Source organism: Streptomyces sp. NPDC014727, from assembly GCF_043083485.1.
Taxonomy (GTDB): domain Bacteria; phylum Actinomycetota; class Actinomycetes; order Streptomycetales; family Streptomycetaceae; genus Streptomyces.
In genome coordinates, this window is sequence record NZ_JBIBYR010000044.1 from 23585 (window position 1) to 44714 (window position 21130).

The window sequence follows — 21130 nt, forward strand, 5'->3', positions numbered from 1 at the left end:
TCAGTTCGGGCGGTCGGCGGTGACGAGCCAGGCGGTGCTGCGCATGCGCACCGCTCCGTCCCTCTCATGCGTGCGCAGGATGCCGGTGAGCTTCCGGCGGGCGCGGATCCGGGCGTCCTCGTCGACCTGGCTCGTCAGATGACGTCCGGGGCCCGAGCCCAGCAGGAAGTCGGCCGCGTCCTCCCCGTCGCGGCCCCACGTCCCGTACGCCTCCACGCGTTCCGTGTCGATGTGCTCGAATCCGGCGGACGCCAGTACCTCGCGGGTGCTCGCCGGGGCGGCGAGGGAGAACATGCCGGGGCTGCCGGGTGAGCCGAAGCCCCCGATGGGCAGGATGTCGTGCAACTCCGCGAGGGCCCGCAGCCATTCGTTGGCCTCGGCCTCGGCGGTACAGACGAACGCCAGGCGGCCGCCGGGACGCAGTGCACGAGCGATGTTGGCGAAGGCGCCGACGGGATCGGCGAAGAACATCACTCCGAACCGGCTGATCACGACGTCGTACGCGTGCGACGCGAAGTCGTGGACCTGGACGTCGGCCTGCTCGAAGCTCACGTTGGCCGAACCCTCGCGCCGGGCACTCTCGCGGGCCCGCGCCAGCATCGGCGCCGACAGGTCGAACCCCGAGGCCCTGCCGCGACGTGCGTGGCGGCCGGCCAGCCGCGTCGTGGAGCCGGCGCCGCAGCCGATGTCGAGGACCCGGTCCCGCTCCGCGATCGAGGCGGCGGCGATCAACGGTTGGTCGAAGCCCCCGTTCACGGCATCCCAACGCTCCTGGTTCCGGGCCCAGTGGTCCCCTTCGTGACCGTTCCAGGCCTGCGCCTGTGCGGTGTTGACGACACGCATGTGACTACCCCCTGTTGGACATGGCTCCTGTCGGGTACGGCCCCTGCTGGGCACGCCGCCCGGCGAACTAGAATGGGCGCTCGCCCAAACAGTATGGGCGGATGCCCATACTGGCAATCCCCTTGTCGGCTGCGGGGTGCGCCGTGGACTCGTACCAGGAGAGGACCCATGTCACCGCGCGGAGTAGCGATTCCCGATGTTCGCGAGCGGCTCTTCGACGCCGCGGTGCGGATTCTGGCCCGTGAGGGCCCGGCCGCATTGACCAGCAGAGCGATCACCACTGAGGCGGGCTGCGCCAAGGGCATGCTGCACAAGCACTTCGACGGCCTGGACGAATTTGTCGCCGAGCTGGTCCTGGACCGGTTCGCACGCAGCGCACGACAGGCCGCCGAACTCCACGAACGGGTCGGCCTGGCCACCATCGCCGAGAACCTGGGCGCGGTCGCACTCGCACTGCTCGATTCCCTGGACCCCACGGTCGCCGGCCTGGCCATGACGCGCCCCGCCACCTCCCTGCGCATCCGTGAGGCGCTGGCGGCGGGCGCACCGGGCTTCGCGGCGATCCAGGATTCGATCACCGACTACCTGGACACCGAGATCCGGCTCGGCAGACTCGGGGCCTCCACCGATGCCGCCTCGATCGCGCTCGCCCTGGTCGGCACCATCCACCATCTCCTGATGACGAGCTGGGACGGCACACCGGACCGCCGCGAACAGGCGGAGCGACTCGTCGCCCTGCTCGTCGGTGAAGCCCCCGGTGGTGGCGTGGTCCTCGACGGGCAGGCGTGACCTGTTTTTGAACGACCTCCCGCAGTGGGCCCCGGTGTGCCGCGGCGACTGCGCTCGACGGAACGTTTGCGGCGACGGTCGTCGTGGGTGTGCCGACTGGACCGGCCGCCCCGCGGAGCTCGCGTCTGCGTTCCGCGGGGCGCCGCCGGTCCCAGCACTAGAACCACCGGCTGCATTCCCACTGCTTGTCGACGTCCTGGATGCAGGCCCGGTAGGCATGGCTCGTCCCGACCATCGCGGTGTAGGTCTCCGCCCTCGGGGAGGGGTTGCCGTGGTACGACTTCCCTCCCTTGATCTCGATCTTGAAGAGCCAGCCGTGGTCGGCCTTGTCCGCCCTGGCCCACGCCGCGCTGCACCGGTTCGAGACCCGCAGCCGGACGGAGGGGCCGCCGCCCGGTGCCCTGACGGTGCTCTTGGGCACGTCGTGCGCGTCCGCACCACACCCCTGCGTCTGCGGGTTCTTCCCGGTGCAGGCATTTCCCTTGCAGTGGGACGCGGCGTCCGCGGGTGCGTGGGCTGCCGCAACGCACAGCGTGGCGGCAGCAAGGGCCGCAGCAGCGGAGGACAGCGAACAGCGGAGCTTCATACAGTTTCCTTCCGGAGGGTTCGACCGTTGATCCGTCGCTTTCTGGATAGCGTGGCGGTCGGCCCCGGAAGGCAGTTCCCCGGGTTGATCACCGGAAAGAGTGGCCGGAGCGGCGCCGGTCCGGGCAGCGCCGGTGCCGAGGTTGCCGACGACCGGCCCGACGGGCCGTACCGGCACGATCGTGTGTAGGTTGAACGCGGCTGGGTGGCGGGGGACGGCACGGGGTGACGGGCGAGGACAGGAAGAGGCCGTATGGTCACGGCACAACCGGCTCCATGGCGCCGGTCGGCGGTGCTCGTGGCCTTGATGCTGGCCGCCTTCACCTTCAACACCGCGGAGAGCCTGCCGATCGGCCTCCTGGAACTCATCTCCGACGACCTGAGGGTGTCCCTGTCGGCGGTCGGTTACCTGGTCACCGGTTACGGTGTGACGGTTGCCGTGGCGTCCCTGCCGCTGGCCCACGTCACGCGGACCATGCCCCGACGTCATGTCCTCACGGGACTGCTGGCAGCGCTCATCACGTCCAGTCTGGTCGCGGCGCTGGCCACCTCCTACTGGCTGCTGCTCGCGGCACGGCTGCTGACCGCGCTCGCCCAGGCGTTGTTCTGGGCCGTGATGGGGCCGGTCGCGGTGGGTCTGTTCCCGCCCGAGGTCCGCGGACGTGTCGTCGGAGCGCTGTCCGTCGCCGGTTCGCTCGCCCTCGTACTCGGCATTCCCGCCGGGACCTGGCTGGGCCGGCAGAGCGACTGGCCGGTGCCACTCGCGGTGCCGGCCGGTCTCGGGCTGGTCTCCCTCGTGACGATTGCCACCCTGCTGCCGACCTCCCGTCCGGAAGAAGGGCACGCCGCCTACGGAACGCGTCCCGACGCCCGCCGGTTCGGGACGGTGCTGGCGGCAGGGGCCTTGTCCGCCGCCGGGGCGTTCGCGGGGTACACCTACATCGTGAAGTTCCTGGGCGACGTGAGCGGGTTCTCCCCGAACGCGGTCAGCGCCCTGTTCGTGGCTTTCGGCGTCGCGTGTCTGGCCGGGGTGAGCCTTACCGGGGCGCTGCTGGACCGCTTCCCGCAATCCACGCTGACCACCGCCGTCGCCGCGCAGGCGGTGGGCATGCTCGGCCTGTACGCGACCGGCACCGATCCGCCGGCGGCGGTGGTGTTCCTGGTGCTGATGGGCGGTGCGCTCGGGCCGGTGTTCATGGCCACCCAGAACGACATGCTGCGCTGCGCACCGGGTCGCACGGATATCGCACTCGCGGCCAACTCCGGTGCCTACAACGCCGGTATCGCGGCGGGCGCCGCCGTCGGGGGACTGGTCCTGCCGCGTGCCGACGTGCGCGGCGCCTTCCTTGCGGGCGGGCTGCTGACCGTCGTGGCCTGCGTGGTGCTGCTGGGCGAGCGGGTGCTGCCAGGAGGTGTCGTCCAACAGTCGTGCCCGCATGAGGGGTGATGCGAGTGTGAGGGTGGCTTCTTCGTATGCGATGACCTTGCCGTAGCGGGTGGCGAAGCCGCCGCCGCACGGGCCGCCTTGTACGGATGCTGCGTCAGGGCCTGCGTGGCCGCCGACTCGGATCCCGATACGAGGTCGTCGGTCGTACAGTGCCGGAGCAATACCCCGGGTCGGCGGCTCAGTTGACGGTTGGTCAGAAACTCTGTGTGCGGTGTCAGACGGTCAGCCGGATTCCGGTGATCAGATGCGGACGGATGCGTACCGCACAGTTCATCACCGGGCCCGACCAGGGGCGGAGCAGCCGCTGGTAACGCGTCAGCGCGTCCGGCTCCGTGACCGGGCGGCAGTACCCCGTGACGACGACACTCCAGCCCAGATGGGTCAGCGGATCGATGTCGTCGGCCTGGTAGGCGACCACGACTCCCCGATCGCCATGGTCGCGGGCCTGGGCGTACAGATCCGAGTCCTCATGGGTCAGGATGACGATCCGACCGTGGTCCAGCAGATGGTTCACCGGCCGGATGGCGGGCAGCGCACGCTGGGTGAAGACGATTCGCCCGAGCGACGCCCTGCCGAGCAGGCCCAGTGCCTGGGCACCTGTCAACTCGACCGTGCGGCGTGGCCCGGTGGCCGCCGAACCCGGGAACGGCCCCGTCTCCGATGGTGTGGTCACAGCCGTGCGCGCGGACGGCTGGGGCGCCTGATGGCATGAGTGGCTCACGTGGCTGCCTCGTCTCCTGGTCTGCTCACCTGCCGCACGAGTACATCGTGCGGCGTCGCCCCACGCCAGGGCCGAATGGCCCCAGGGCCGAACGGCCCTAGCGGCGTCGGACTTCCGATGGGTTCACTGCGGTGCATCGCTTGCTGCGCGGGCCGGTCCGGCATCGGCTCCTGGGCCGGACCGGGCTGGGCCGGGCCGTGGCGCGGCGTGCGGGATCGTTCGGACGGCGCTGTGCGCGCAGGAAGGAAACGTGGTGATCGCAGTTGTCGGGCACAGAGACCTCAGCACCAGAACCCTGGAACTGGTGGAAGCTGAACTGAGAGCGCGGCTGGACCGTTTGGCAGAAGGTGCGGCCGCCCTGGTACGGGTCGGGGCGGGGCTGCCGCTGGTGTTCGGGCGGGCCGCCCGGGAGGCCGGGCGGAAGCTGACGGTGCTGCTGCCGGCCCAGGGTGCTGTTCCCGCCGTGCTGCCCGAACGGGACCGGTCGGCCGCAGGCGAACTGCTGGTCCTGGCCGAACACGTACGGCTGCTGGCTTTCGATCCGGCCGACCGCAACGCGTGTGTCAGCGCCGATGAACGTCTGGTGGAGACATGCCGGACCGTGCTCGCCGTGTGGGACGGATCGCCGTCGGACGGCCGGGACGCCACCGCCCATCTGGTCGCCTTCGCGCGTGCGCGAGGAATCCGGGTGGAGGTCGTCTGGCCGGACGGTTCTGTACGGGGGCGGACATGAAATTGTCGGAACGTGGGACCGGGAGGATGGCGGAAGGGCCCGACACAGACGACCGGGAGTGCGCCGGTGCGTCCGGGACGGGCGACGACCAGGAGTGCGCCGGGGCGAGGCGGGGGTTCGGGTGGCTGTTGGTGATCACCGCCGCGCTCGGGCTGCTCGGCTCGTTCGTCATCACGATCGACAAGTTCGAACTGCTCGCCGACCCCGGCTTCGTGCCCGCCTGCTCGCTGAGCCCCGTGGTGTCCTGCACGAATGTGATGCGCAGCGAGCAGGCGTCGGTGTTCGGTTTTCCCAACCCGCTCATCGGGCTGGTCGCCTTCGGCGTGGTGATGGGGGCCGGTGCGGGCCTGCTCGCGGGCGCACGCTACAGGCGCTGGTACTGGTTGGGGCTGAATCTCGGCATGCTGTTCGGCGTCGGCTTCTGCATGTGGCTGATGACGCAGGCGTTGTACGACATCGGCGCCCTCTGCCTGTGGTGCGTGCTCGTGTGGGTGGCCACCATCTTCATGTTCTGGCACACCACGGTGCACAATCTGCGCCATGGCGTCCTGCCCGCCCCACGCGCCCTGGTCGCGGCGGTGCTGGAGTTCCCGCTCGTCGTGCCGGTGACCTGGTGCCTGGCCATCGTCATGCTGATAGCAACCCGGTTCTGGCCGTACTGGCAGACGTTTCTGTGACCGCGACGATGCCGGTGGTCTCGTGATGGATGTGCGCGGCCGGTACTCCGGCGGCGACGAGCCGCTCGGCGACGGCCCGCGCCGGCTCCGTCGTGGAGGCCTCGGGGGCCAGGGCCAGAAAGGCGTGCTGCCGGGCGGCGGCCCCGGGACGCGGGGTCAGTATTCCGTTCAGGGCCCGCAGCCCGGCACCCGCGAAGCGGGCATCCGTCGCATCGGCCGCGATGACGGTCAGCCAGGGGCGTCCGCGCCGGAACGCCTCCAGATACGCCGCGTCGTACATCCCTTCGGCCGACACTCCCTCCTCCGGCGCGGCGAGACCCAGCAGCAGCCGTACCCGGTGCGCACGGGACCGGTCGGCGTCGATCCGCTGGAGCAGCGCCTTCATCGGAGCCCAGCCCGTTCCGGAAGCGATCAGCAGCAGGTCCGCGGACGGAGTGTGGTCGGGCAGCGCCAGCGCGCCGCGCGGGGCGCTGAGACGGACGACGCCGCCCTCCCGCGTGCCGTGCACCAGCGCATCGCTCACCCCGCCGGCGCCCCGGGCCCGTACATGGAACTCCAGCTCACCGTCCGGATGCGGCGCGCGGGCCAGATAGTAGGGACGCCAGGCCTGTTCGAGCAGCGGCGACTCCAAGGACGCGTACTGCCCGGCCTCGAAGGCGTAGGGCTGATGGGGCCGTACCCGCAGCACCGCGAGACCGGGCGTGCGGAGTTCGTGCGAGGTCACTGTCGCCTCCCAGCTGGGCGGTTCGGCGATCGCCTCGTCCGCGCCCCTGACCATCGCCGTGAGGGCGAGCCGCAGCATCCGCAGCCAGGCATGCTCCAGCGCGCTGGTCCACCGGGCGCCCGCGCGCACGCGCAGTGCCTCGATCAGCGCCGCCTCGAAGGCCTCGAAATGGGCGGGGCGCACGCCGAGCTTGCGATGGTCGCGCCCCAACTGCTCGAAGACGCCGATCACCTCGTCCGCGCGGTGCAGATTGCCGATCAGATAGCGGAAGACCCCCACGAGATGAACCTGCTGGAACGCCATCGACTCGGGGAACAACGACCGTAGATACGGATGCCGCTCGAACAGCAGCCGGTACAGTTCGGCGACCAGCTCCTCCAAGGGGCTCACCAGCGACAGGGAGTCACTGATCAGCAGCTGGTCGGCCGTTCCGTCGTACGCCTGCGGGGCCTTGGCCCTCCACGGTTCGGGGCGGGTGTCGGACGGGGCCAGGATGCGTCGTCGCAGCCGCATCGCGTCGTGCCGTGCGAGCAGTGCGTGATAGTCCTCGCTCGAAGTGTTCATGGGCCGGTGACTCCTCGGTGCAGCGCAGTGGGGTGGCCGGGAACGGGAGATGTCCGTGGTGCCCGGACGATCTTGGCGGCGTCAGTATGGCACCGCGTCCAGCCCGCTGACCGGCCCTGGCCACAGGGCCTTTCGGCCCTGTTCAGACACTGATTGCCATGCTGTGGCACCCCGGCGGGAGCAGGCCGCCGGACGGGCACATACTGGTTCCGGCCCTCTCCCCGAACCGATCGAGCATGATGTGAACGAGTCCGCGAAGTCCCCCCTGAGCACGACCCCGTCGCAGTCCGCGGCCCCCGTACGCGTCTTCATCCTCGACGACCACGAGGTCGTACGGCGCGGTGTACGCGATCTGCTGGAAGCCGAGGACGGCATCGAGGTCGTCGGCGAGGCGTCCGACGCCCGGGAGGCGCTGGCCCGCGTACCGGCCAGCAGACCGCAGGTCGCCGTACTGGACGTACGCCTCGGCGACGACCAGGGCGGTGACCACGCCGGTATCGAGGTGTGCCGGGAACTGCGTGCCCTGATGCCCGAACTCGCCTGCCTGATGCTGACGTCGTTCGACGATGACGAGGCGCTCTTCGACGCCATCATGGCGGGCGCCGCGGGGTACGTGCTGAAGCAGATCAACGGAGCCGATCTGATCGCCGCCGTACGCACGGTCGCGTCGGGCACCTCGATGCTCGATCCGCGGACGACCGCCCGCGTGATGGCACGGCTGCGGGGCACCGAGCAAGCCCCTGCCGAGGCGTCGCAGGCATCGGAGCTGGACGGACTCACGCCCAGGGAAAGGCAGATCCTGGATCTCATCGGCGAGGGCCTCACCAACCGGGAGATCGCGGAACGTCTCTTCCTGGCCGAGAAGACCGTCAAGAACCGCATCTCCTCGATCCTCGCCAAACTGGGCGTGGGCCGCCGGATCCAGGCCGCGATGCTCGTCGGCCGGATCAAGGACCGCCAGGGCTGAACCCCGGCCCCGGGGAGCTGACAGGCACTCGGGCGTCAGTCGTGGAGCGGCACGCGCCAGATGATCCGGGTGCCGCCGTCCGCCGGCCGTTCGATGGTCAGTGCGCCGCCGCACAACTGCGCCCGCGTACGCATGTTGGCCAGCCCTCCGAGGCGCCCGGTCGCCGGTTCGCCGGCACCGACCGCTGCTCCTGTCCCGGGCGCGGTCCTGACACCGTCCGGGATTCCGATGCCGTTGTCGGTGACGGTCAGGGTCACCGCGTCGTCGGCGGACAGCACGATGCCGATACGAGTGGCGCGGGCATGGCGAGAGGCATTGGACACCGCCTCGGCGGCGACCGCCACCACGTGTTCGGCCAGTTCGTCCGGCACTGTGGTGTCCACCGGCCCGTCGATCCGCACCGAGGGCCGGAAGCCAAGGGCGTGCGCCGCCGTACGAGCGGTCTCCGTCATCCGGTGCCGCAGCCCGCCACGGCCCGAACCGTCCGCCGTCCGCAGATCGAAGATGGTGGACCGGATGATCCGGATCGTGGTGTCCAGATCATCCACCGCCCGGCTGACCCGCTCGGCCGCGTCCGGCCGGTCCGCGATGGCACGCGTGGTGCTCTGGAGAGTCATCCCGGTCGCGAAGAGACGCTGGATCGCCAGATCGTGCAGATCGCGGGCGATCCGGTCCCGGTCGTGCATGACGGCGAGTTCCTCGGACTCGGCCCGCCGACGGGCCAGTTCAAGAGCGATGGCCGCCTGGTCGGCAAAGCCCGAGACGAGCGCGACCTCGGTGTCGTCGAACGGCGGACGGTCCACGGGCCGCCCCAGGCGCAGCGCGCCCCTTGCCCCCGTGTCGACCCGCAAAGGCACCGTCACCACCGGACCCAGACCCTCCTCGGCACCGTCGCCGAAGGGGTGTGCCCTGGGATCGGTCCGGACATCGGCACAGTGCACCGGTGTCCCGGTACGGGCTGCGAGTCCGGCCAGTGATCCCCACGCGGGTACGGACAGTCCCGTCACGCGTTCGGAGTCCATGCCGTGGGCGACGGCGACGGTGAGACGTGCCTCGGCCCCGGAGGCCTCCGAAGCCGCGGAGAGGGGCGCGGGGGGCGTCGGCAGCAGAATCGCGGCCCGGTCGGCCCCCGCCACCTCCATCGCCCGCTCGGCGATCAGATGCAGCACCTCGTCGGCGTCCGTCCCCGAGAGCAGGGTGCGGGTGATCTCGCCCAGCGCCTCCAGACGCCGTTCGCGGCGACGGCTCTCCTCGTACATGCGGGCGTTGTCGATGGCGACCCCGGCCGCGATCGACAAGGTGGTCAGCACCGCCTCGTCGTCGGCGTCGAAGCTCACCCCGCCCTGCTTCTCGGTGAGGTACAGGTTGCCGAACACCTCGTCGCGAACGCGCACCGGCACTCCGAGGAAGGTGCGCATCGGGGGATGATGGGGCGGAAATCCGAAGCTGCGCGGATGGCTGCTCAGATCGGTGAGCCGCAGCGGCTCTGGGTGATGGATCAGTTCACCGAGGATTCCGCGCCCGCACGGTGTCTGGCCGATCACGGCGGCGAGCTGCTCCGATATGCCGACCGGAAGGAACTCCAGCAGCTTCTGCCCGTCCCCGACGATGCCGAGCGCTCCGTACTGCGCGTCGGTCAGGGTCACGGCGGCTTCCACGATCCCGCGGAGCACCTCGGGCAGTTCCAGGCCCCGCCCCAGACTCATCACGGCATCCAGCAGACTGCGCATCCTGTCCGGCCGACTGGGCTTGGGCCAGGTCGCCGGGCCGGGACAGGAGGCTCCCGTCGCGTCGAGCGCGGGGGAGTCGGAGCCGGGAGAAGGGACTCCGGAGGGGGAGTCGGGCGCGGTAGGTGCTGTCTCTGTCATCGGGGCGCCGCTCTCTGGTTCCGTGTGCCGAATGCCGGGAAATCGCTCACCGGATCACCGCAGGGCTGGGACCGGTCCACGGACGGTCAGCCTACGACAGCCACGGGGCCGGAGGCCCGGCGGTGCACTGCCCTCGGGACCGGCACGGGTGAGGCCGGTCGGCTGCCTGACGGATCCGCAGTAGGGCCGGTCGGCCCCGTGCAAGGTACCTGTCGGTCCCTGGAGGGCTTCGAGGGGCACGGCCAGGATGGTGCGGCCGGGAAGGTCCGGTCCGTCCCCTCGTGATCCGCCGGACCTTTCCGACCGCTCCCCTCCGCCCCGTCCGGCCGGGGGAGCGCTCGAAGAACCGCAACAGCTGGAGGACACGGTCCGGTGGACGCAATGGAATCGCAGGGCAGTCAGACCGCCCCCGCACAGGGGCCCATGCCCCCCGACCCCGGTGCCGCCATTGCCGACGCGCACTCCACCAGGAACGGCCGCGGGGCCACCCGGTCCGACACGAACGAGCCGGCGGTGCACTCCGGCACCGGTCTGCCGGGCCGTTCGTCCCGCGGACGGATCGTCGTCTCGTGGCTCACGACGACCGACCACAAGCAGATCGGCACGCTCTATCTCGTCACCGCGTTCGTCTTCTTTCTGATCGGCGGCGTGATGGCACTCGTGATGCGCGCCGAACTCGCCCGTCCCGGGACGCAGATCATCTCCAACGAGCAGTTCAATCAGGCATTCACCATGCATGGGTCGGTGATGCTGCTGCTGTTCGCGATGCCGCTGTTCACGGGATTCGCCAATTGGCTCATGCCGCTTCAGATAGGCGCACCCGATGTAGCGTTTCCGCGGTTGAACATGCTGGCGTACTGGTTGTTCCTCTTCGGTTCACTGATCGCCGCCGCGGGGTTCCTCACTCCCCAGGGCGCCGCCGACTTCGGTTGGTTCGCCTATGCCCCGTTGTCCGACGCCACGCATTCACCGGGCATCGGTGCCGACATGTGGATCATGGGCGTGGCGCTCTCCGGCTTCGGTTCCATTCTCGGAGCGGTGAACTTCATCACCACCATCATCTGCATGCGTGCCCCGGGAATGACCATGTTCCGGATGTCCATCTTCACCTGGAACGTACTGCTGACCGCCGTACTCATCCTCCTGGTCTTCCCGGTCCTGGCCGCGGCCCTCTTCGCGCTGGAGATGGACCGGAAATTCGGTTCACACATCTTCGATCCCGCCAACGGAGGCGCGCTTCTGTGGCAGCACCTCTTCTGGTTCTTCGGCCACCCGGAGGTCTATGTACTGGCTCTGCCGTTCTTCGGCATCGTGTCCGAGATCATTCCGGTCTTCTCCCGGAAGCCGATGTTCGGCTACATCGGTCTCGTCGCCGCGACGATCGCCATCGCCGGACTGTCCGTCACCGTCTGGGCCCACCACATGTATGTGACCGGTGGCGTACTGCTGCCCTTCTTCGCCTTCATGACCTTCCTGATCGCCGTACCGACCGGAGTGAAGTTCTTCAACTGGATCGGAACGATGTGGAAGGGATCGCTGTCCTTCGAGACACCGATGCTGTGGACCACCGGATTTCTGATCACCTTCGTCTTCGGCGGACTGACCGGAGTCATCCTGGCCGCACCGCCACTGGACTTCCATGTCTCCGACTCGTACTTCGTTGTCGCCCACTTCCACTACACGCTCTTCGGCACGGTCGTGTACGCGATGTTCGCCGGATTCCACTTCTGGTGGCCGAAGTTCACCGGCAAGATGCTCGACGAACGCCTGGGCAAGATCACGTTCTGGGTACTGACGGCCGGCTTCCACCTCACGTTCCTCGTGCAGCACTGGCTCGGAGCCGAGGGAATGCCGCGCCGGTACGCGGACTATCTCGCCGCCGACGGATTCACCGCTCTCAACACCCTTTCCACCATCGGCTCGTTCCTCCTCGGGCTGTCGTTCCTGCCCTTCTTCTACAACGTCTGGAAGACCAGCCAGTACGGCCGGAAGGTCACCGTCGACGACCCCTGGGGCTATGGCCGCTCCCTGGAATGGGCCACGTCCTGTCCTCCGCCCCGGCACAACTTCACCGCCCTGCCCCGCATCCGCAGCGAGTCCCCGGCGTTCGATCTGCACCATCCGGAGATCGCCGCGCTTGAACTCGAACCCGCTGTATCGAACTGACCCTTCCGTCTCCCTCCGTAAGCCCCGCCCTCAGGAGAGTGCAGCCCGATGTCCCACGGTGTTCTGGCGGTCGGTGTCGTCATGCTCCTCGCATCCGGCAACGTCTGGTACCTGCCTGCCTATATCGATCTGCGGGCGGGCCAGGACCGGCCGCGCTCCCGGCGGCTGGCCGCTGCCGCTGTGCTGACCGGCTGGGGATCGGCGGGCCTCGCGATGTTTCTGCTGCTCATGCCGGTCGATCCGGGCGTGGTCGCGCTGCTTGCGGTCGCGGGCACCACCGCCGTGGTGTCCCTGACCGTCCAGGCGTGGCGGCGACGGGGCCGGGAGCAGCGTGAGGAGGAAGCTCGCTGGTCCGCGCTCTTTCCGGTACGGACCGCCGGCCCGGTGGGAACCGCCGAGGACGAGCGGTGATCCGCTCCTCGTGCACGGAACGCCCCACCGGCTTCGGCGAGTTGGGCGGCATCCGAGGTGAGGCATTGCCGTGGCCGAGGCCGCCCGAGGGTTCTCAGGATCACCTCAGAGCTGAACGGGCAGGTGGCGGGGGCCGCGCAGCATGGCGCTCTGCCGGTAGGGAGGCGGGTCCTGGACCAGGCGCGCCGTGCTCAGCCAGGGGATCAGCGCGCCGAGCGCGGCCTGGGCCTCCACACGGGCCAGGGGACCGCCATAGCACAGGTGAATACCGCTGCCGAAGCCGAGGTGCTGGTTGTCCGGGCGGGTGGGGTCGAACCGGTCGGGCTCGTGGAACCTCATGGGGTCGCGGCTGCCCGAGGCCAGCGCAAGGTTCACGGATGCGCCTGCGGGGATCGTGGTGCCGGAGACGTCGATGTCCGCGTGGGGGATGCGTTCACGCAGGTGGACGGGGGGTTCGTAGCGCAGCAGTTCCTCCACCGCTCGCGGCAGCAGGTCGGGGTCACGGCGCAGGTGGTCCAGGTGCTCGGGCTGGCGCAGCAGGGTGAGCACCCCGTTGGTGATCAGGTTGACGGTGGTCTCGTGTCCTGCGATGAGCAGCAGTACGGCGGTTTCCGCGAGTTCTTCCTGAGTGAGCCGCAGGGCCGGGTCCGGCTCGTTGACGAAGGCGGAGAGCATGTCGTCGTTCGGATGGCCACGGCGCTGTTCGGCGAGGCCGACCAGGTATCCGCCCATCTCGATCCGTGCCCGGTCGCCGGCCTGGTCCGTCCCGGTGGTGGCCTTGCCGGGCCGGACGTCGGCGGCCGTGACCAGAGCGTCGGACCAGGCCCGGAACATCGGCTCGTCCTCGTGGGGGACGCCGAGCAGGCGGCAGATCACCGTGACGGGCAGCGGGTAGGCGAAGTCGTCGACGATGTCGATCTGCCGGCCTGCCTCGAAGGAGGTCAGCAGTTCCTTGGCGATCCGGTCGATCTCGCCGCGCATGGCATCGACCCGCCCCGGGCTGTGCGGTGGCCCGAACGGCCGCATGGCCAGCGTGCGCAGCCTGTCGTGCTCCGGGTCGTCGAGCCGCAGGAAAGGCGGCTTGCGGGTCACTTCGCCACGGGTACGCGGGTCGACACTCATCCGTGGGTCGTGAAGCAGTGCGGCGATCTCGTGGTACGTGCCGATCAGGTAGCTGCCGTCCGCCTGCCGGACCACGGGACCGGCCGCGCGGAGTTCCGCGTACAGCGGGTAGGGGTTGGGGCGACTGGCGTAGTCGGTGATCCGGGCCAGCAGGGTCTCGGAGTCCATGGTGGCTCCTCGTCGTGGGACGGGGCGTGGGTCAGTGCGTGGGCTGCACCACGCTCAGTCGACGGTCGGGCAGGTATCCGGTGAGCGCCACGGTGGGGCCGTGGGACAGCCCCTTCGGATCCGGCACGTCGGACGGCACCGGGACGTCGGCCGCGAGCGCACGGTCCTGCGCGCCGGGCGGGGGCGGGAAGGGGGCCGCGGTCTCGATCAGGTGCCGGTAGTAGTCGAGCGACTTGGCCATGTCGACGGTGACTGCGGCGGTGATCCGCCCCTGGTAGCCGTAGACCATTGCCAGACGGCGGGCCTCCAGGGAGCCCTGGGCGATGACCACGTGGTCGGAGTAGGTAGGTACGCCAACGGACTTGATGTTGAGCCCGAACTGGGTCGACCAGAACGTCGGGATGGCCAGGTGCGGGCGCTTCATGGGTCCCGGGCTGATCATGTTGTGGGCTGCCACCTCGGCCTGTTCGACCGCGTTGCCCCAGTGCTCCAGGGAGAGCATCTGATAGCCGAAGAGAGGGTGGGGGAACCGGGAGACGTCGCCGGCCACGAAGACGTCGTCGGTGACGATGCCATACATGTTGAAGGCGCGGCAGCCGGCGTCGCAGGCGATCCCGCGCGGGCCCGCCGCCAGTCCGGAGTCGGCCAGCCACTCGACGTTGCGGACCGCCCCCAGCGCCACGACGCACACGTCCGCTTCGACACGTGTGCCGTCGGACAGGTCCGCGCCGGCGAAGCCGCCGTTGCCGCGCAGGGCGGTGACGGTGACCCCGGTGCGCAGGTCCACGCCGTGGTTGCGGTGCATGACGGCCGCGAGTTTCGACAGGGTGCCGCCGAGCGCTCCCACCAGGGGTGCGGGGCCGCGTTCGGCGACCGTGACGTCGAGGCCGCGTTCGCGGCAGGCCGAGGCGATCTCCGAGCCGGTGAAGCCGGCGCCGATCACCAGCACCCGCTTCGGCCCGGCGTCCAGTCGCTCGGCCAGCCCCGCAGCGTCCTCACGCGTGCGCAGCGTGAACACCCCGTCCAGGGCACCCTCCGTCGGGTTGGGCCAGGGCCGGGCCCGGGTCCCGGTGGCGATCAGCAGGCGGTCATACGGCAGCGACTCCCCGTCGGCCAGCAGCAGCCGCTTCTCCAGCGGGTCCAGACCGGTGGCGGCCACTCCCAGCCGCCAGTCGGCGCCCGGGTCCCGGCGCATCGGCAGTTCGGTGGTGTCCGCCGATGCCTGGCCGAGCAGTACCTGCTTGGACAGCGGCGGCCGGTCGTAGGGCGGATGGGGCTCGTCCCCGACCACCGTGAGGGAGCCTGTGAAGCCCTTCTCGCGCAGTGTCTCCGCAGCCCTCAGCCCGGCCAGCGACGCACCGACGATCACGATCCGGCCGTCCCGGAGATCATCGGCGGCCATCGGGATTCACTTCCTCACCGACGAGGATGGCCTGGACTGGACAAGCCGCCGCAGCCTGGCGCACGCGCTCGGCCTGGTCGTCCGGGACGGCCGTGGCGTACAGCAGTCCTTCCGCGCCGTGCAGCTCGAACATCCTGGGTGCGAGGAACACGCACTGTGCATAGCCCTGGCAGCGCGTGAGGTCCACAACGGTTCGCATCCCCACCACTTCCTCTGTCGCCGCACCCCCCTCTTCTCCAGCATGGGCCGAGCACCGCAGGCTCGCACGGCGACCGCTCGCGGGGCGCTGCCGGGGCAGCAGCCGGCCCGTGCGCGATCGAGGCTGCATCCGGCGGTGGGACTCACGCGCGTGAAGACCCTGGGAAAAGGCCCAGTTGTCCTGCGATGTGGCTGGTCTCCTCGGCGTACAGGCCGAGATGGCCGACGCAGGTGAGCATCTTCTCGAAGGCCGGGCAGGCATCGTCCTGGCGTCGGCTGCGGGTGAGGGCCTGGACGCAACCGGAAGGAGCAGATGGCGACGTCATTCTTCGTGAACATCATCAATGCCTGTTGTTCAGCGACCGCTTCCTCACCTCATCGACAATCGCTGCCGTCGAACGTGAACGAACCCACCAGGACGGGCGTCGGGGTCTTGTGCGCGATATTGCCCGGCATCCAGGCGGGGTGAGCCGCAGTCGCGCCGAGCGGACGGCCTCCTCGTCCAGCACGGTGCCGGGCCGGAGCTCCATTCCGTCCATAGTTGGGTGCATCCAGCACTGGGTGAGGATCCGACCGGACCGGGCGTGCAAGTACACGGTGTCGCGTACGGCGCCGCACAGTCCTGTGACTGTCGTTCTCCAGACTTCGACGAGTCTCATGAGACCGAAGTGACCTGACTGGTGGCGTTGGGCGGTGGGGGAGTGCGCCGACGTCGGTCCGGGTTACGCGAAGCGTTCGTGGTCGGCCAGCACCGCGTCGATCACATCGAGATGGATGGCGACTCGCCCGTCCCCGGGATCGGAGCACTGGGCCAACGTCAGCAGGGACTTCCACAGCGCCCAGCCCCTGGCCCTGGCCCAGGTGCCGTCATCCTGGCCGACCGCGTGCCGGAATGCCTCGCGGCTCTCCCCGCGGAGCATGGTCCAGGCGATCACGAGATCGCAGGCGGGGTCGCCGATGCCAGAGGTGCCGAAGTCGATGACGGCCGACAGCTTGCCGTCGGTGACAAGCAGGTTGTTGCCACAGATGTCGCCGTGGAACCACACCGGCGTGCCGCGCCATTGGGCCTCGAGTGCCGCTTGCCAGGTCTCGGTGGCCCTCACGGTGTCGATCCGGCTGCTCAGGGCAGTGATGCAGCGACGCGTCTCGTCGTCGTAGTGGGCGGGTGACGCGCCGCGATGCCCGCTGTGCGCCCCGGCGAGAGGACCGCCCTCGGAGTCACAGCGCTGAAGGGCGAGGATGAACCCGGCGACAGTGGTGGCGAACTGGGTCATGTCGTCGATGCGTTCAGGAGAAGCCGTCTCGCCGGGCAGCCAGCCGCGCACGGACCAGGGGTAGGGGTACCCCGCGCCGGGGGCTCCCTTGGCCAGGACGGTGGGGACAGCCACCGGCAGCGCGGGGGCCAGGCGAGGCAACCAGTCGCATTCCTTGTCGACCGCAGGGGCGTAGCCGGCTGCGGTGGGCAGGCGGACCGTCATGTCTTCACCGAGGCGGTAGGTGCGGTTGTCCCAGCCGTCCACCGCCACCGGGACCACGGGCAGACGGCTCCACTGAGGGAACTGGTCGGTGATCAACCGCTTCACCAGGGCGGCGTTGATTCCCGCGCGCCCGTCCGGCACAGCTGTAAGCACCCGCTGATCCTCACCGGTGAGGTCGTACCTGGCAAGTGATTAACGACGCGAGATCTGAATGTCTGGAAAACCGTCGAATCTGGGTTCGTACCACCAGACAGGCCCGTCGGGCAGTGTCGGGACCGCGCGGGCCGGCACCACATTGATCAGGAACTCCACAGACCGACCCAGCAAGCCCCGAGCCCCCCACAGCGCGTCGGGCGGTCCGGTACGGCCTACGCCTGCTCCAGCCCCGTCTGCGGGGCGCAGATCTGACACGGCTCGATGTCCGGCTCCGTCAAAGCGGTGATCGCCTCTTCGCGGTTGAGCCGAGATCGCTCTTGAACAGGGCGCAGCCCCCGCCGTGCAGCATCGCGGGCCGGCCCGCCGTCTGGGGGCTGGATCTTCCACGACTGCTCGGCCCGCGCCTGGACCGTCCGGCGGACCGCCGCCCGGTGCAAGCCGCGGGCGACCTTGAGGGCAGCGCGGGTAGGCGGTCGTCCGCCCCTGGCCTGCCCGGCCAGCAGATCGGGTCCGGTTCCCCCTCACACACCGGGTACCTCCCCCGCGCGCGACGTGGCAGACCCCGTCGTTTGGCGGCCGATACACGGAACGCGGAGAGCCGGTTCTACGGATAACAGGTCAGTTGCCTGCGGTATCCGCGCACGTCCTGACGCCTGTCGGTCTCCCGGGAGACTGTCGGACTCGGACGTCAGGCCAGAACCCCGTCTTCTCAGGTCGGCGGTCGCCACGCTCAGGAAGGCGTCGTACGCCTCGCGCGCCGGTGACTGCAGGAGATCGAGGTCGGGCCCCTGCGGGGCGAACCCTTCCGTCGTCAGAGTCTGGACGTATCCGGTCGATGGCGGCGAGAAGGGGCCGGTGTCCAGGTACTGCCCTGTCAGAGCCGCGATCGCGGGGGCGGTTGCCTGGCTGAAGAGGACGCACCACTTGGCCACCTGCGGCGTGCGCGACCTCGGCCCCCGGGCGGGCGGCGTCCAGCCGGAGAAGGACCCGCTGAGTGTCGACCTCGTTCTGCCGGTACGCGAGCGCCTCGTTCCACCGCTTGTGGGCGTTCTCGATCCACACCTCGCGCTGGTCCGGGAAGCGTTCAACCCGACACAGAGGGGGCAACGTGGTGGAGAGCTTGTCCAGTTAGCGGTCGATCGTCTTTGCGTAGCCGGCGTATGTGGCGCGCCGTGACTCGCGCAGGGCCCGGAGGGTTTCGGCCCTGACCTGATGGCGGGTCGTGCTGCGGCGACCCACTGATCGTTTCAGAATGCGGTGTGTAGTCGCCTCAAGCTGATGATGGAGCAGGCGAGTTCGAGGAGGCTCTGGTGGAGTTCGGCGCGTATCTCGTAGCGGACGCGCAAACGTTTGAACCGGGGAGCCAGGCGAAACTCCGCTCTACCACCCAACGGGTTTTGCCCAGGCGGATTGGCCTTGGCCTTGAGGCGAGAGGCTCCGTGGCATCCGGCCACGGAGCCTCCGCAAAAACCAGTTGGCGGACCACGGCGACCACTGCTACTTTTCCGGAGGCCGTGCGAGAGAACGAGGAGGTGGTACCCGTGAACGCAGTATCGACATGGGTGCTCACCTCCGGGGTCACGGTCGGACGATAGGTCGTCCGGGAGCGCCGTTCACGAGCACTCCCGAAAGGCACGACCATGCAATTCACTTCCGAACAGCGCCTCGACGACGGCGTCCTCGAACGCGAATTCACCCTCGGTGAGATCCCCGGCACCCTGTGGACGCCTGAATCCGCCACACCGGCGCCGCTGATCCTGATGGCCCACAACAACGGCCTGCCCAAGGGGGAATCCCGGCTGGTGGCCCGGGCTCGGCAATCCGGGGCGTACGGCTACGCGGTGGCCGCCATCGACGCCCCCGGGTGCGGTGACCGGCCCCGTTCCGCCGCCGACGAGCAGGCCCGCGCCGACATCCGCCGGGCGATGCAGGCCGGCGAGCCGGTCGATGAGATCTTTGAGTCCTTCATCGGCCCGCTGGTCGAAAAGGCGGTCCCGGAATGGCGGACCACCCTGGACGCCGTTCTTTCGCTGCCTGAGATCGGCGGCCCGGTCGGGTACTCGGGGTGGACCGCAGTCGGCATTCGGCTGGCGGTGGTCGAGCCGCGTATCGCGGCCGCCGGTTTCTTCGCCGGGGGTTACGTGCCCCGCGCCCAGCGCGAGGAGGCCCGGCAGGTCACCATTCCGCTGCTGCTCCTGCTGCAGTGGGACGACGAAGGGAACCCCCGACAGCGGGCCCTGGACCTGTTCGACGCCTTCGGCACCAAGGAGAAGACGCTGCACGCCAATCTGGGCGGACACACCGGCACCCCGTGGTTCGAGGTGGAGGACGGGAACCGGTTCTTCGCCCGGCACCTGAAGTGAGGCCGGGCCGCCAGGCCGACAGCAGACGCTAGGCGGTGTCGGCCAGGACGCCGCCATCGAGGACAGGCCCCGGCCCTCCTCGATGGCGGCGGCCGGCAGATGCAACCGCCCCGATCGCGGCGGTACCGGCCATCGACGGTACCGTCCGGTCGGGGCGGCGCTCGGCCACCAGCGCCTCCATCGGCTGGGCCCACGCCGTGAGGCACCCGGCCCGTGCCTTGCGGATCGCCGGGCAGGCGACCGACTCGCCCACCAGCGCCCGGGCCGGGGTTGGCGGCCAGCAGCTGGCCGTCTGCGAACCAAGCGCAACATGGAGCACCACGCCAAATTCCACACCGAACGCTGGTCACAGGCCGTAGTGATTGCTACGCAGGGCTGAGCGGAGGGCACAGAAGAACGCAGTTGAGGTGATCCGTTCAGCTCGGCACACTCGCCCGATGAGTCACAGCACACCGCCGGGCAGCTGGGACGGGTCCTGGTACCGCGTCCACACGGCGCACTTCGAAGCTGCATTCCTGCCGAACGCCGACGAGGACCTGGAGTCCGTGGACAACGTCGACGTCTTCGTGGACCTCAAGGACGGCTCCCGGTGGAGCGCGACCATGATCACCCTCGCCCAGGTCGAGGTCATCATGTCGGGCCCCGGACTCCAGCTCGTGCGCTCGCATGCGCAGAGCCACTCGGTGACCGGACCCAGCCTCGCGCAGGCACGGGTGCCACCACACCTGCACCGACGGATCCAGCAGGTGCCGGCGCAGCGCCGACGTCCGCCCGCGTCGAGCTGAATCGGCGAGGGTCCGATAGGTATGGACCCAGGCACACTGCGTGGCGATGGGTGCTCGGGGAAAGCAGGCCAGTCGCATGACAGGTACTGCATCACGTGTTCGATTTACGTCGCATCTGTGCAGGTCAGACGGTGAGATGGATCGACTGATGTTGTCCTGTGCCGCCGGTCAGAGCATTTTGGGGAGGGGCGTGTGTCACCGTGAGGCTCCGTCCGGGCGGGCAGCGGCCTCCGTGCGCTCCCCGCCGTAGACTTGTCAGGGAGCTTGAGCCTTGCCAGATGTCCAGTTCAGGCGGGCGCCGCGAGGTTGATCCCGCCAAGGGCAGCGGGATTGGCGCTTCCCACGGTTCCGGCCATCGAGGGCTCTCTCCAATGAGCGGAAGCCTCTGCCTCGCTTCGTGAGCGGTGGATTCCCCTCCGGAAGGACGTGGGCCAGATGAGCCACCCTGTGAGCCAGGTGCCCATCAGTGACATCACAGTGGCCGCCTCGGCTGTGCGCTGGATTTTCCCCGTCGGCATAGTAGTGGTCGTAGTCGCTGTTCTGATTGGCCTCGTCTGGTGGGACACGCGCCGTCGGTCTCGGGCACGACAGCAGGGGCCAAGGGCCGAGCGTGCCTCCCGAAGTCGGCGGACTCTGAGGGATGCAGATGATTTCGGGGAAGGTCTCAGCCCATATGAGCTCAACCGGCCCTCTTCGCCAAGGGACGCACGCAAGGATGACAGCGGTGGGGCTTTTGGCAGTGGAGGACCCGGCGGCTGACGGCTCAGGGACATCGGCGGCACTTGACGAGATCATCGCGCGGTCAAGATCTACTTTCGATACACGCGCTAGTTGTTCTGCCCCGGGAGGTTGTGGACAGGTGAGCCAGATGTCGGCGTACGGGCTCTGATGCAGAGGTGCGTACGGGTTGATCTGCAGAGGTGATCCGGCGTGTCGGGCCGGGTCACGGGGCGGTGAGAGGAG

Annotated in this window: 19 protein-coding genes and 1 pseudogene; 9 read left to right on the top strand and 11 right to left on the bottom strand. The window is 69.3% G+C overall.

What is annotated here, in order from left to right; translation table 11 throughout:
• Entirely contained in the window at positions 1–843 is an 843-nt protein-coding gene (locus ACF1B9_RS35885) for a class I SAM-dependent methyltransferase (protein WP_391746693.1), read from the bottom strand.
• A 168-nt stretch (positions 844–1011) separates the two neighbouring features.
• Here ACF1B9_RS35885 and ACF1B9_RS35890 point away from each other — a divergent pair, with 168 nt between their 5' ends.
• Complete coding sequence (locus tag ACF1B9_RS35890; RefSeq protein WP_391746692.1) at positions 1012–1632, top strand: TetR/AcrR family transcriptional regulator; 621 nt, start codon at positions 1012–1014, stop codon at positions 1630–1632.
• A 157-nt stretch (positions 1633–1789) separates the two neighbouring features.
• On the opposite strand, the gene ACF1B9_RS35895 is transcribed toward ACF1B9_RS35890, so the two are convergent.
• Positions 1790–2218: a DUF2690 domain-containing protein gene (locus tag ACF1B9_RS35895; protein ID WP_391746691.1), complete on the bottom strand. Its 429-nt coding sequence runs from the start codon at positions 2216–2218 to the stop codon at positions 1790–1792.
• Positions 2219–2470: 252 nt separating this feature from the next.
• Between ACF1B9_RS35895 and ACF1B9_RS35900 the strand changes: the two genes are divergently transcribed.
• Positions 2471–3664 carry an MFS transporter gene (locus ACF1B9_RS35900; protein WP_391746690.1) on the top strand — a complete coding sequence of 398 codons (1194 nt, stop codon included), beginning with the start codon at positions 2471–2473 and terminating at the stop codon, positions 3662–3664.
• 214 nt (positions 3665–3878) lie between these two features.
• Here the strand turns inward: ACF1B9_RS35900 and ACF1B9_RS35905 are convergent, their stop codons facing one another.
• Positions 3879–4337 (bottom strand): pyridoxamine 5'-phosphate oxidase family protein, encoded by a 459-nt coding sequence (locus ACF1B9_RS35905; RefSeq protein WP_391746689.1) that lies wholly within the window; start codon positions 4335–4337, stop codon positions 3879–3881.
• A gap of 301 nt (positions 4338–4638) precedes the next feature.
• On the opposite strand from ACF1B9_RS35905, the gene ACF1B9_RS35910 reads away from it, so the two are divergent.
• Entirely contained in the window at positions 4639–5118 is a 480-nt protein-coding gene (locus ACF1B9_RS35910) for a hypothetical protein (RefSeq protein WP_391746716.1), read from the top strand.
• Between the two features lie 26 nt (positions 5119–5144).
• Positions 5145–5795, top strand: coding sequence for a vitamin K epoxide reductase family protein (locus ACF1B9_RS35915; protein WP_391746688.1), 651 nt, complete (start codon positions 5145–5147; stop codon positions 5793–5795).
• Here ACF1B9_RS35915 and ACF1B9_RS35920 read toward each other — a convergent pair.
• A complete protein-coding gene (locus ACF1B9_RS35920) occupies positions 5746–7083 on the bottom strand; it encodes a globin domain-containing protein (RefSeq protein WP_391746687.1) in 1338 nt (445 codons plus the stop codon). The two genes, ACF1B9_RS35915 and ACF1B9_RS35920, sit on opposite strands and share 50 nt — an antisense overlap.
• Before the next feature lie 241 nt (positions 7084–7324).
• On the opposite strand from ACF1B9_RS35920, the gene ACF1B9_RS35925 reads away from it, so the two are divergent.
• A complete protein-coding gene (locus tag ACF1B9_RS35925; RefSeq protein WP_391746686.1) occupies positions 7325–8050 on the top strand; it encodes a response regulator in 726 nt (241 codons plus the stop codon).
• Positions 8051–8085: 35 nt separating this feature from the next.
• Here the strand turns inward: ACF1B9_RS35925 and ACF1B9_RS35930 are convergent, their stop codons facing one another.
• On the bottom strand, positions 8086–9780 hold the full coding sequence (locus tag ACF1B9_RS35930) for a GAF domain-containing protein (RefSeq protein WP_391746715.1): 1695 nt from the start codon (positions 9778–9780) through the stop codon (positions 8086–8088).
• A 519-nt stretch (positions 9781–10299) separates the two neighbouring features.
• On the opposite strand from ACF1B9_RS35930, the gene ctaD reads away from it, so the two are divergent.
• Positions 10300–12084: a cytochrome c oxidase subunit I gene (ctaD, locus tag ACF1B9_RS35935; RefSeq protein WP_391746714.1), complete on the top strand. Its 1785-nt coding sequence runs from the start codon at positions 10300–10302 to the stop codon at positions 12082–12084.
• 48 nt (positions 12085–12132) lie between these two features.
• Positions 12133–12495, top strand: a complete 363-nt coding sequence (locus ACF1B9_RS35940; RefSeq protein ID WP_391746685.1) for a hypothetical protein — start codon at positions 12133–12135, stop codon at positions 12493–12495.
• A gap of 105 nt (positions 12496–12600) precedes the next feature.
• Here ACF1B9_RS35940 and ACF1B9_RS35945 read toward each other — a convergent pair whose 3' ends face one another.
• The 6 genes and pseudogenes from ACF1B9_RS35945 to ACF1B9_RS35970 all read right to left on the bottom strand — a co-directional run.
• Positions 12601–13785, bottom strand: a complete 1185-nt coding sequence (locus ACF1B9_RS35945) for a cytochrome P450 (RefSeq protein ID WP_391746684.1) — start codon at positions 13783–13785, stop codon at positions 12601–12603.
• 31 nt (positions 13786–13816) lie between these two features.
• Positions 13817–15187: an NAD(P)/FAD-dependent oxidoreductase gene (locus tag ACF1B9_RS35950; protein ID WP_391746683.1), complete on the bottom strand. Its 1371-nt coding sequence runs from the start codon at positions 15185–15187 to the stop codon at positions 13817–13819.
• Entirely contained in the window at positions 15174–15386 is a 213-nt protein-coding gene (locus tag ACF1B9_RS35955; protein WP_391746682.1) for a ferredoxin, read from the bottom strand. Before ACF1B9_RS35955 ends, ACF1B9_RS35950 begins: the two co-directional genes overlap by 14 nt.
• 721 nt (positions 15387–16107) lie before the next feature.
• Positions 16108–17016 (bottom strand): aminoglycoside phosphotransferase family protein, encoded by a 909-nt coding sequence (locus ACF1B9_RS35960; RefSeq protein ID WP_391746681.1) that lies wholly within the window; start codon positions 17014–17016, stop codon positions 16108–16110.
• A 215-nt stretch (positions 17017–17231) separates the two neighbouring features.
• On the bottom strand, positions 17232–17456 hold the full coding sequence (locus ACF1B9_RS35965) for a DUF6233 domain-containing protein (protein WP_391746680.1): 225 nt from the start codon (positions 17454–17456) through the stop codon (positions 17232–17234).
• Positions 17457–18266: 810 nt separating this feature from the next.
• A pseudogene (locus ACF1B9_RS35970) lies at positions 18267–18424 on the bottom strand (transposase); the annotation flags it as partial.
• A 235-nt stretch (positions 18425–18659) separates the two neighbouring features.
• Between ACF1B9_RS35970 and ACF1B9_RS35975 the strand changes: the two are divergent.
• Together ACF1B9_RS35975 and ACF1B9_RS35980 are read left to right on the top strand one after the other, a co-directional pair.
• Positions 18660–19382, top strand: a complete 723-nt coding sequence (locus ACF1B9_RS35975) for a dienelactone hydrolase family protein (protein ID WP_391746679.1) — start codon at positions 18660–18662, stop codon at positions 19380–19382.
• Positions 19383–19819: 437 nt separating this feature from the next.
• A complete protein-coding gene (locus ACF1B9_RS35980; RefSeq protein WP_391746677.1) occupies positions 19820–20167 on the top strand; it encodes a hypothetical protein in 348 nt (115 codons plus the stop codon).
• The last annotated feature ends 963 nt before the right edge of the window (positions 20168–21130 follow it).

Bases quoted from the DNA above. Each gene is read 5' to 3' on its own strand.
- ACF1B9_RS35885 (WP_391746693.1), bottom strand. From the start codon at position 843: ATGCGTGTCGTCAACACCGCACAGGCGCAGGCCTGGAACGGTCACGAA.
- ACF1B9_RS35890 (WP_391746692.1), top strand. From the start codon at position 1,012: ATGTCACCGCGCGGAGTAGCGATTCCCGATGTTCGCGAGCGGCTCTTC.
- ACF1B9_RS35895 (WP_391746691.1), bottom strand. From the start codon at position 2,218: ATGAAGCTCCGCTGTTCGCTGTCCTCCGCTGCTGCGGCCCTTGCTGCC.
- ACF1B9_RS35900 (WP_391746690.1), top strand. From the start codon at position 2,471: ATGGTCACGGCACAACCGGCTCCATGGCGCCGGTCGGCGGTGCTCGTG.
- ACF1B9_RS35915 (WP_391746688.1), top strand. From the start codon at position 5,145: ATGGCGGAAGGGCCCGACACAGACGACCGGGAGTGCGCCGGTGCGTCC.
- ACF1B9_RS35920 (WP_391746687.1), bottom strand. From the start codon at position 7,083: ATGAACACTTCGAGCGAGGACTATCACGCACTGCTCGCACGGCACGAC.
- ACF1B9_RS35930 (WP_391746715.1), bottom strand. From the start codon at position 9,780: ATGCGCAGTCTGCTGGATGCCGTGATGAGTCTGGGGCGGGGCCTGGAA.
- ctaD (WP_391746714.1), top strand. From the start codon at position 10,300: ATGGAATCGCAGGGCAGTCAGACCGCCCCCGCACAGGGGCCCATGCCC.
- ACF1B9_RS35940 (WP_391746685.1), top strand. From the start codon at position 12,133: ATGTCCCACGGTGTTCTGGCGGTCGGTGTCGTCATGCTCCTCGCATCC.
- ACF1B9_RS35945 (WP_391746684.1), bottom strand. From the start codon at position 13,785: ATGGACTCCGAGACCCTGCTGGCCCGGATCACCGACTACGCCAGTCGC.
- ACF1B9_RS35950 (WP_391746683.1), bottom strand. From the start codon at position 15,187: ATGGCCGCCGATGATCTCCGGGACGGCCGGATCGTGATCGTCGGTGCG.
- ACF1B9_RS35955 (WP_391746682.1), bottom strand. From the start codon at position 15,386: ATGCGAACCGTTGTGGACCTCACGCGCTGCCAGGGCTATGCACAGTGC.
- ACF1B9_RS35975 (WP_391746679.1), top strand. From the start codon at position 18,660: ATGCAATTCACTTCCGAACAGCGCCTCGACGACGGCGTCCTCGAACGC.
- ACF1B9_RS35980 (WP_391746677.1), top strand. From the start codon at position 19,820: ATGAGTCACAGCACACCGCCGGGCAGCTGGGACGGGTCCTGGTACCGC.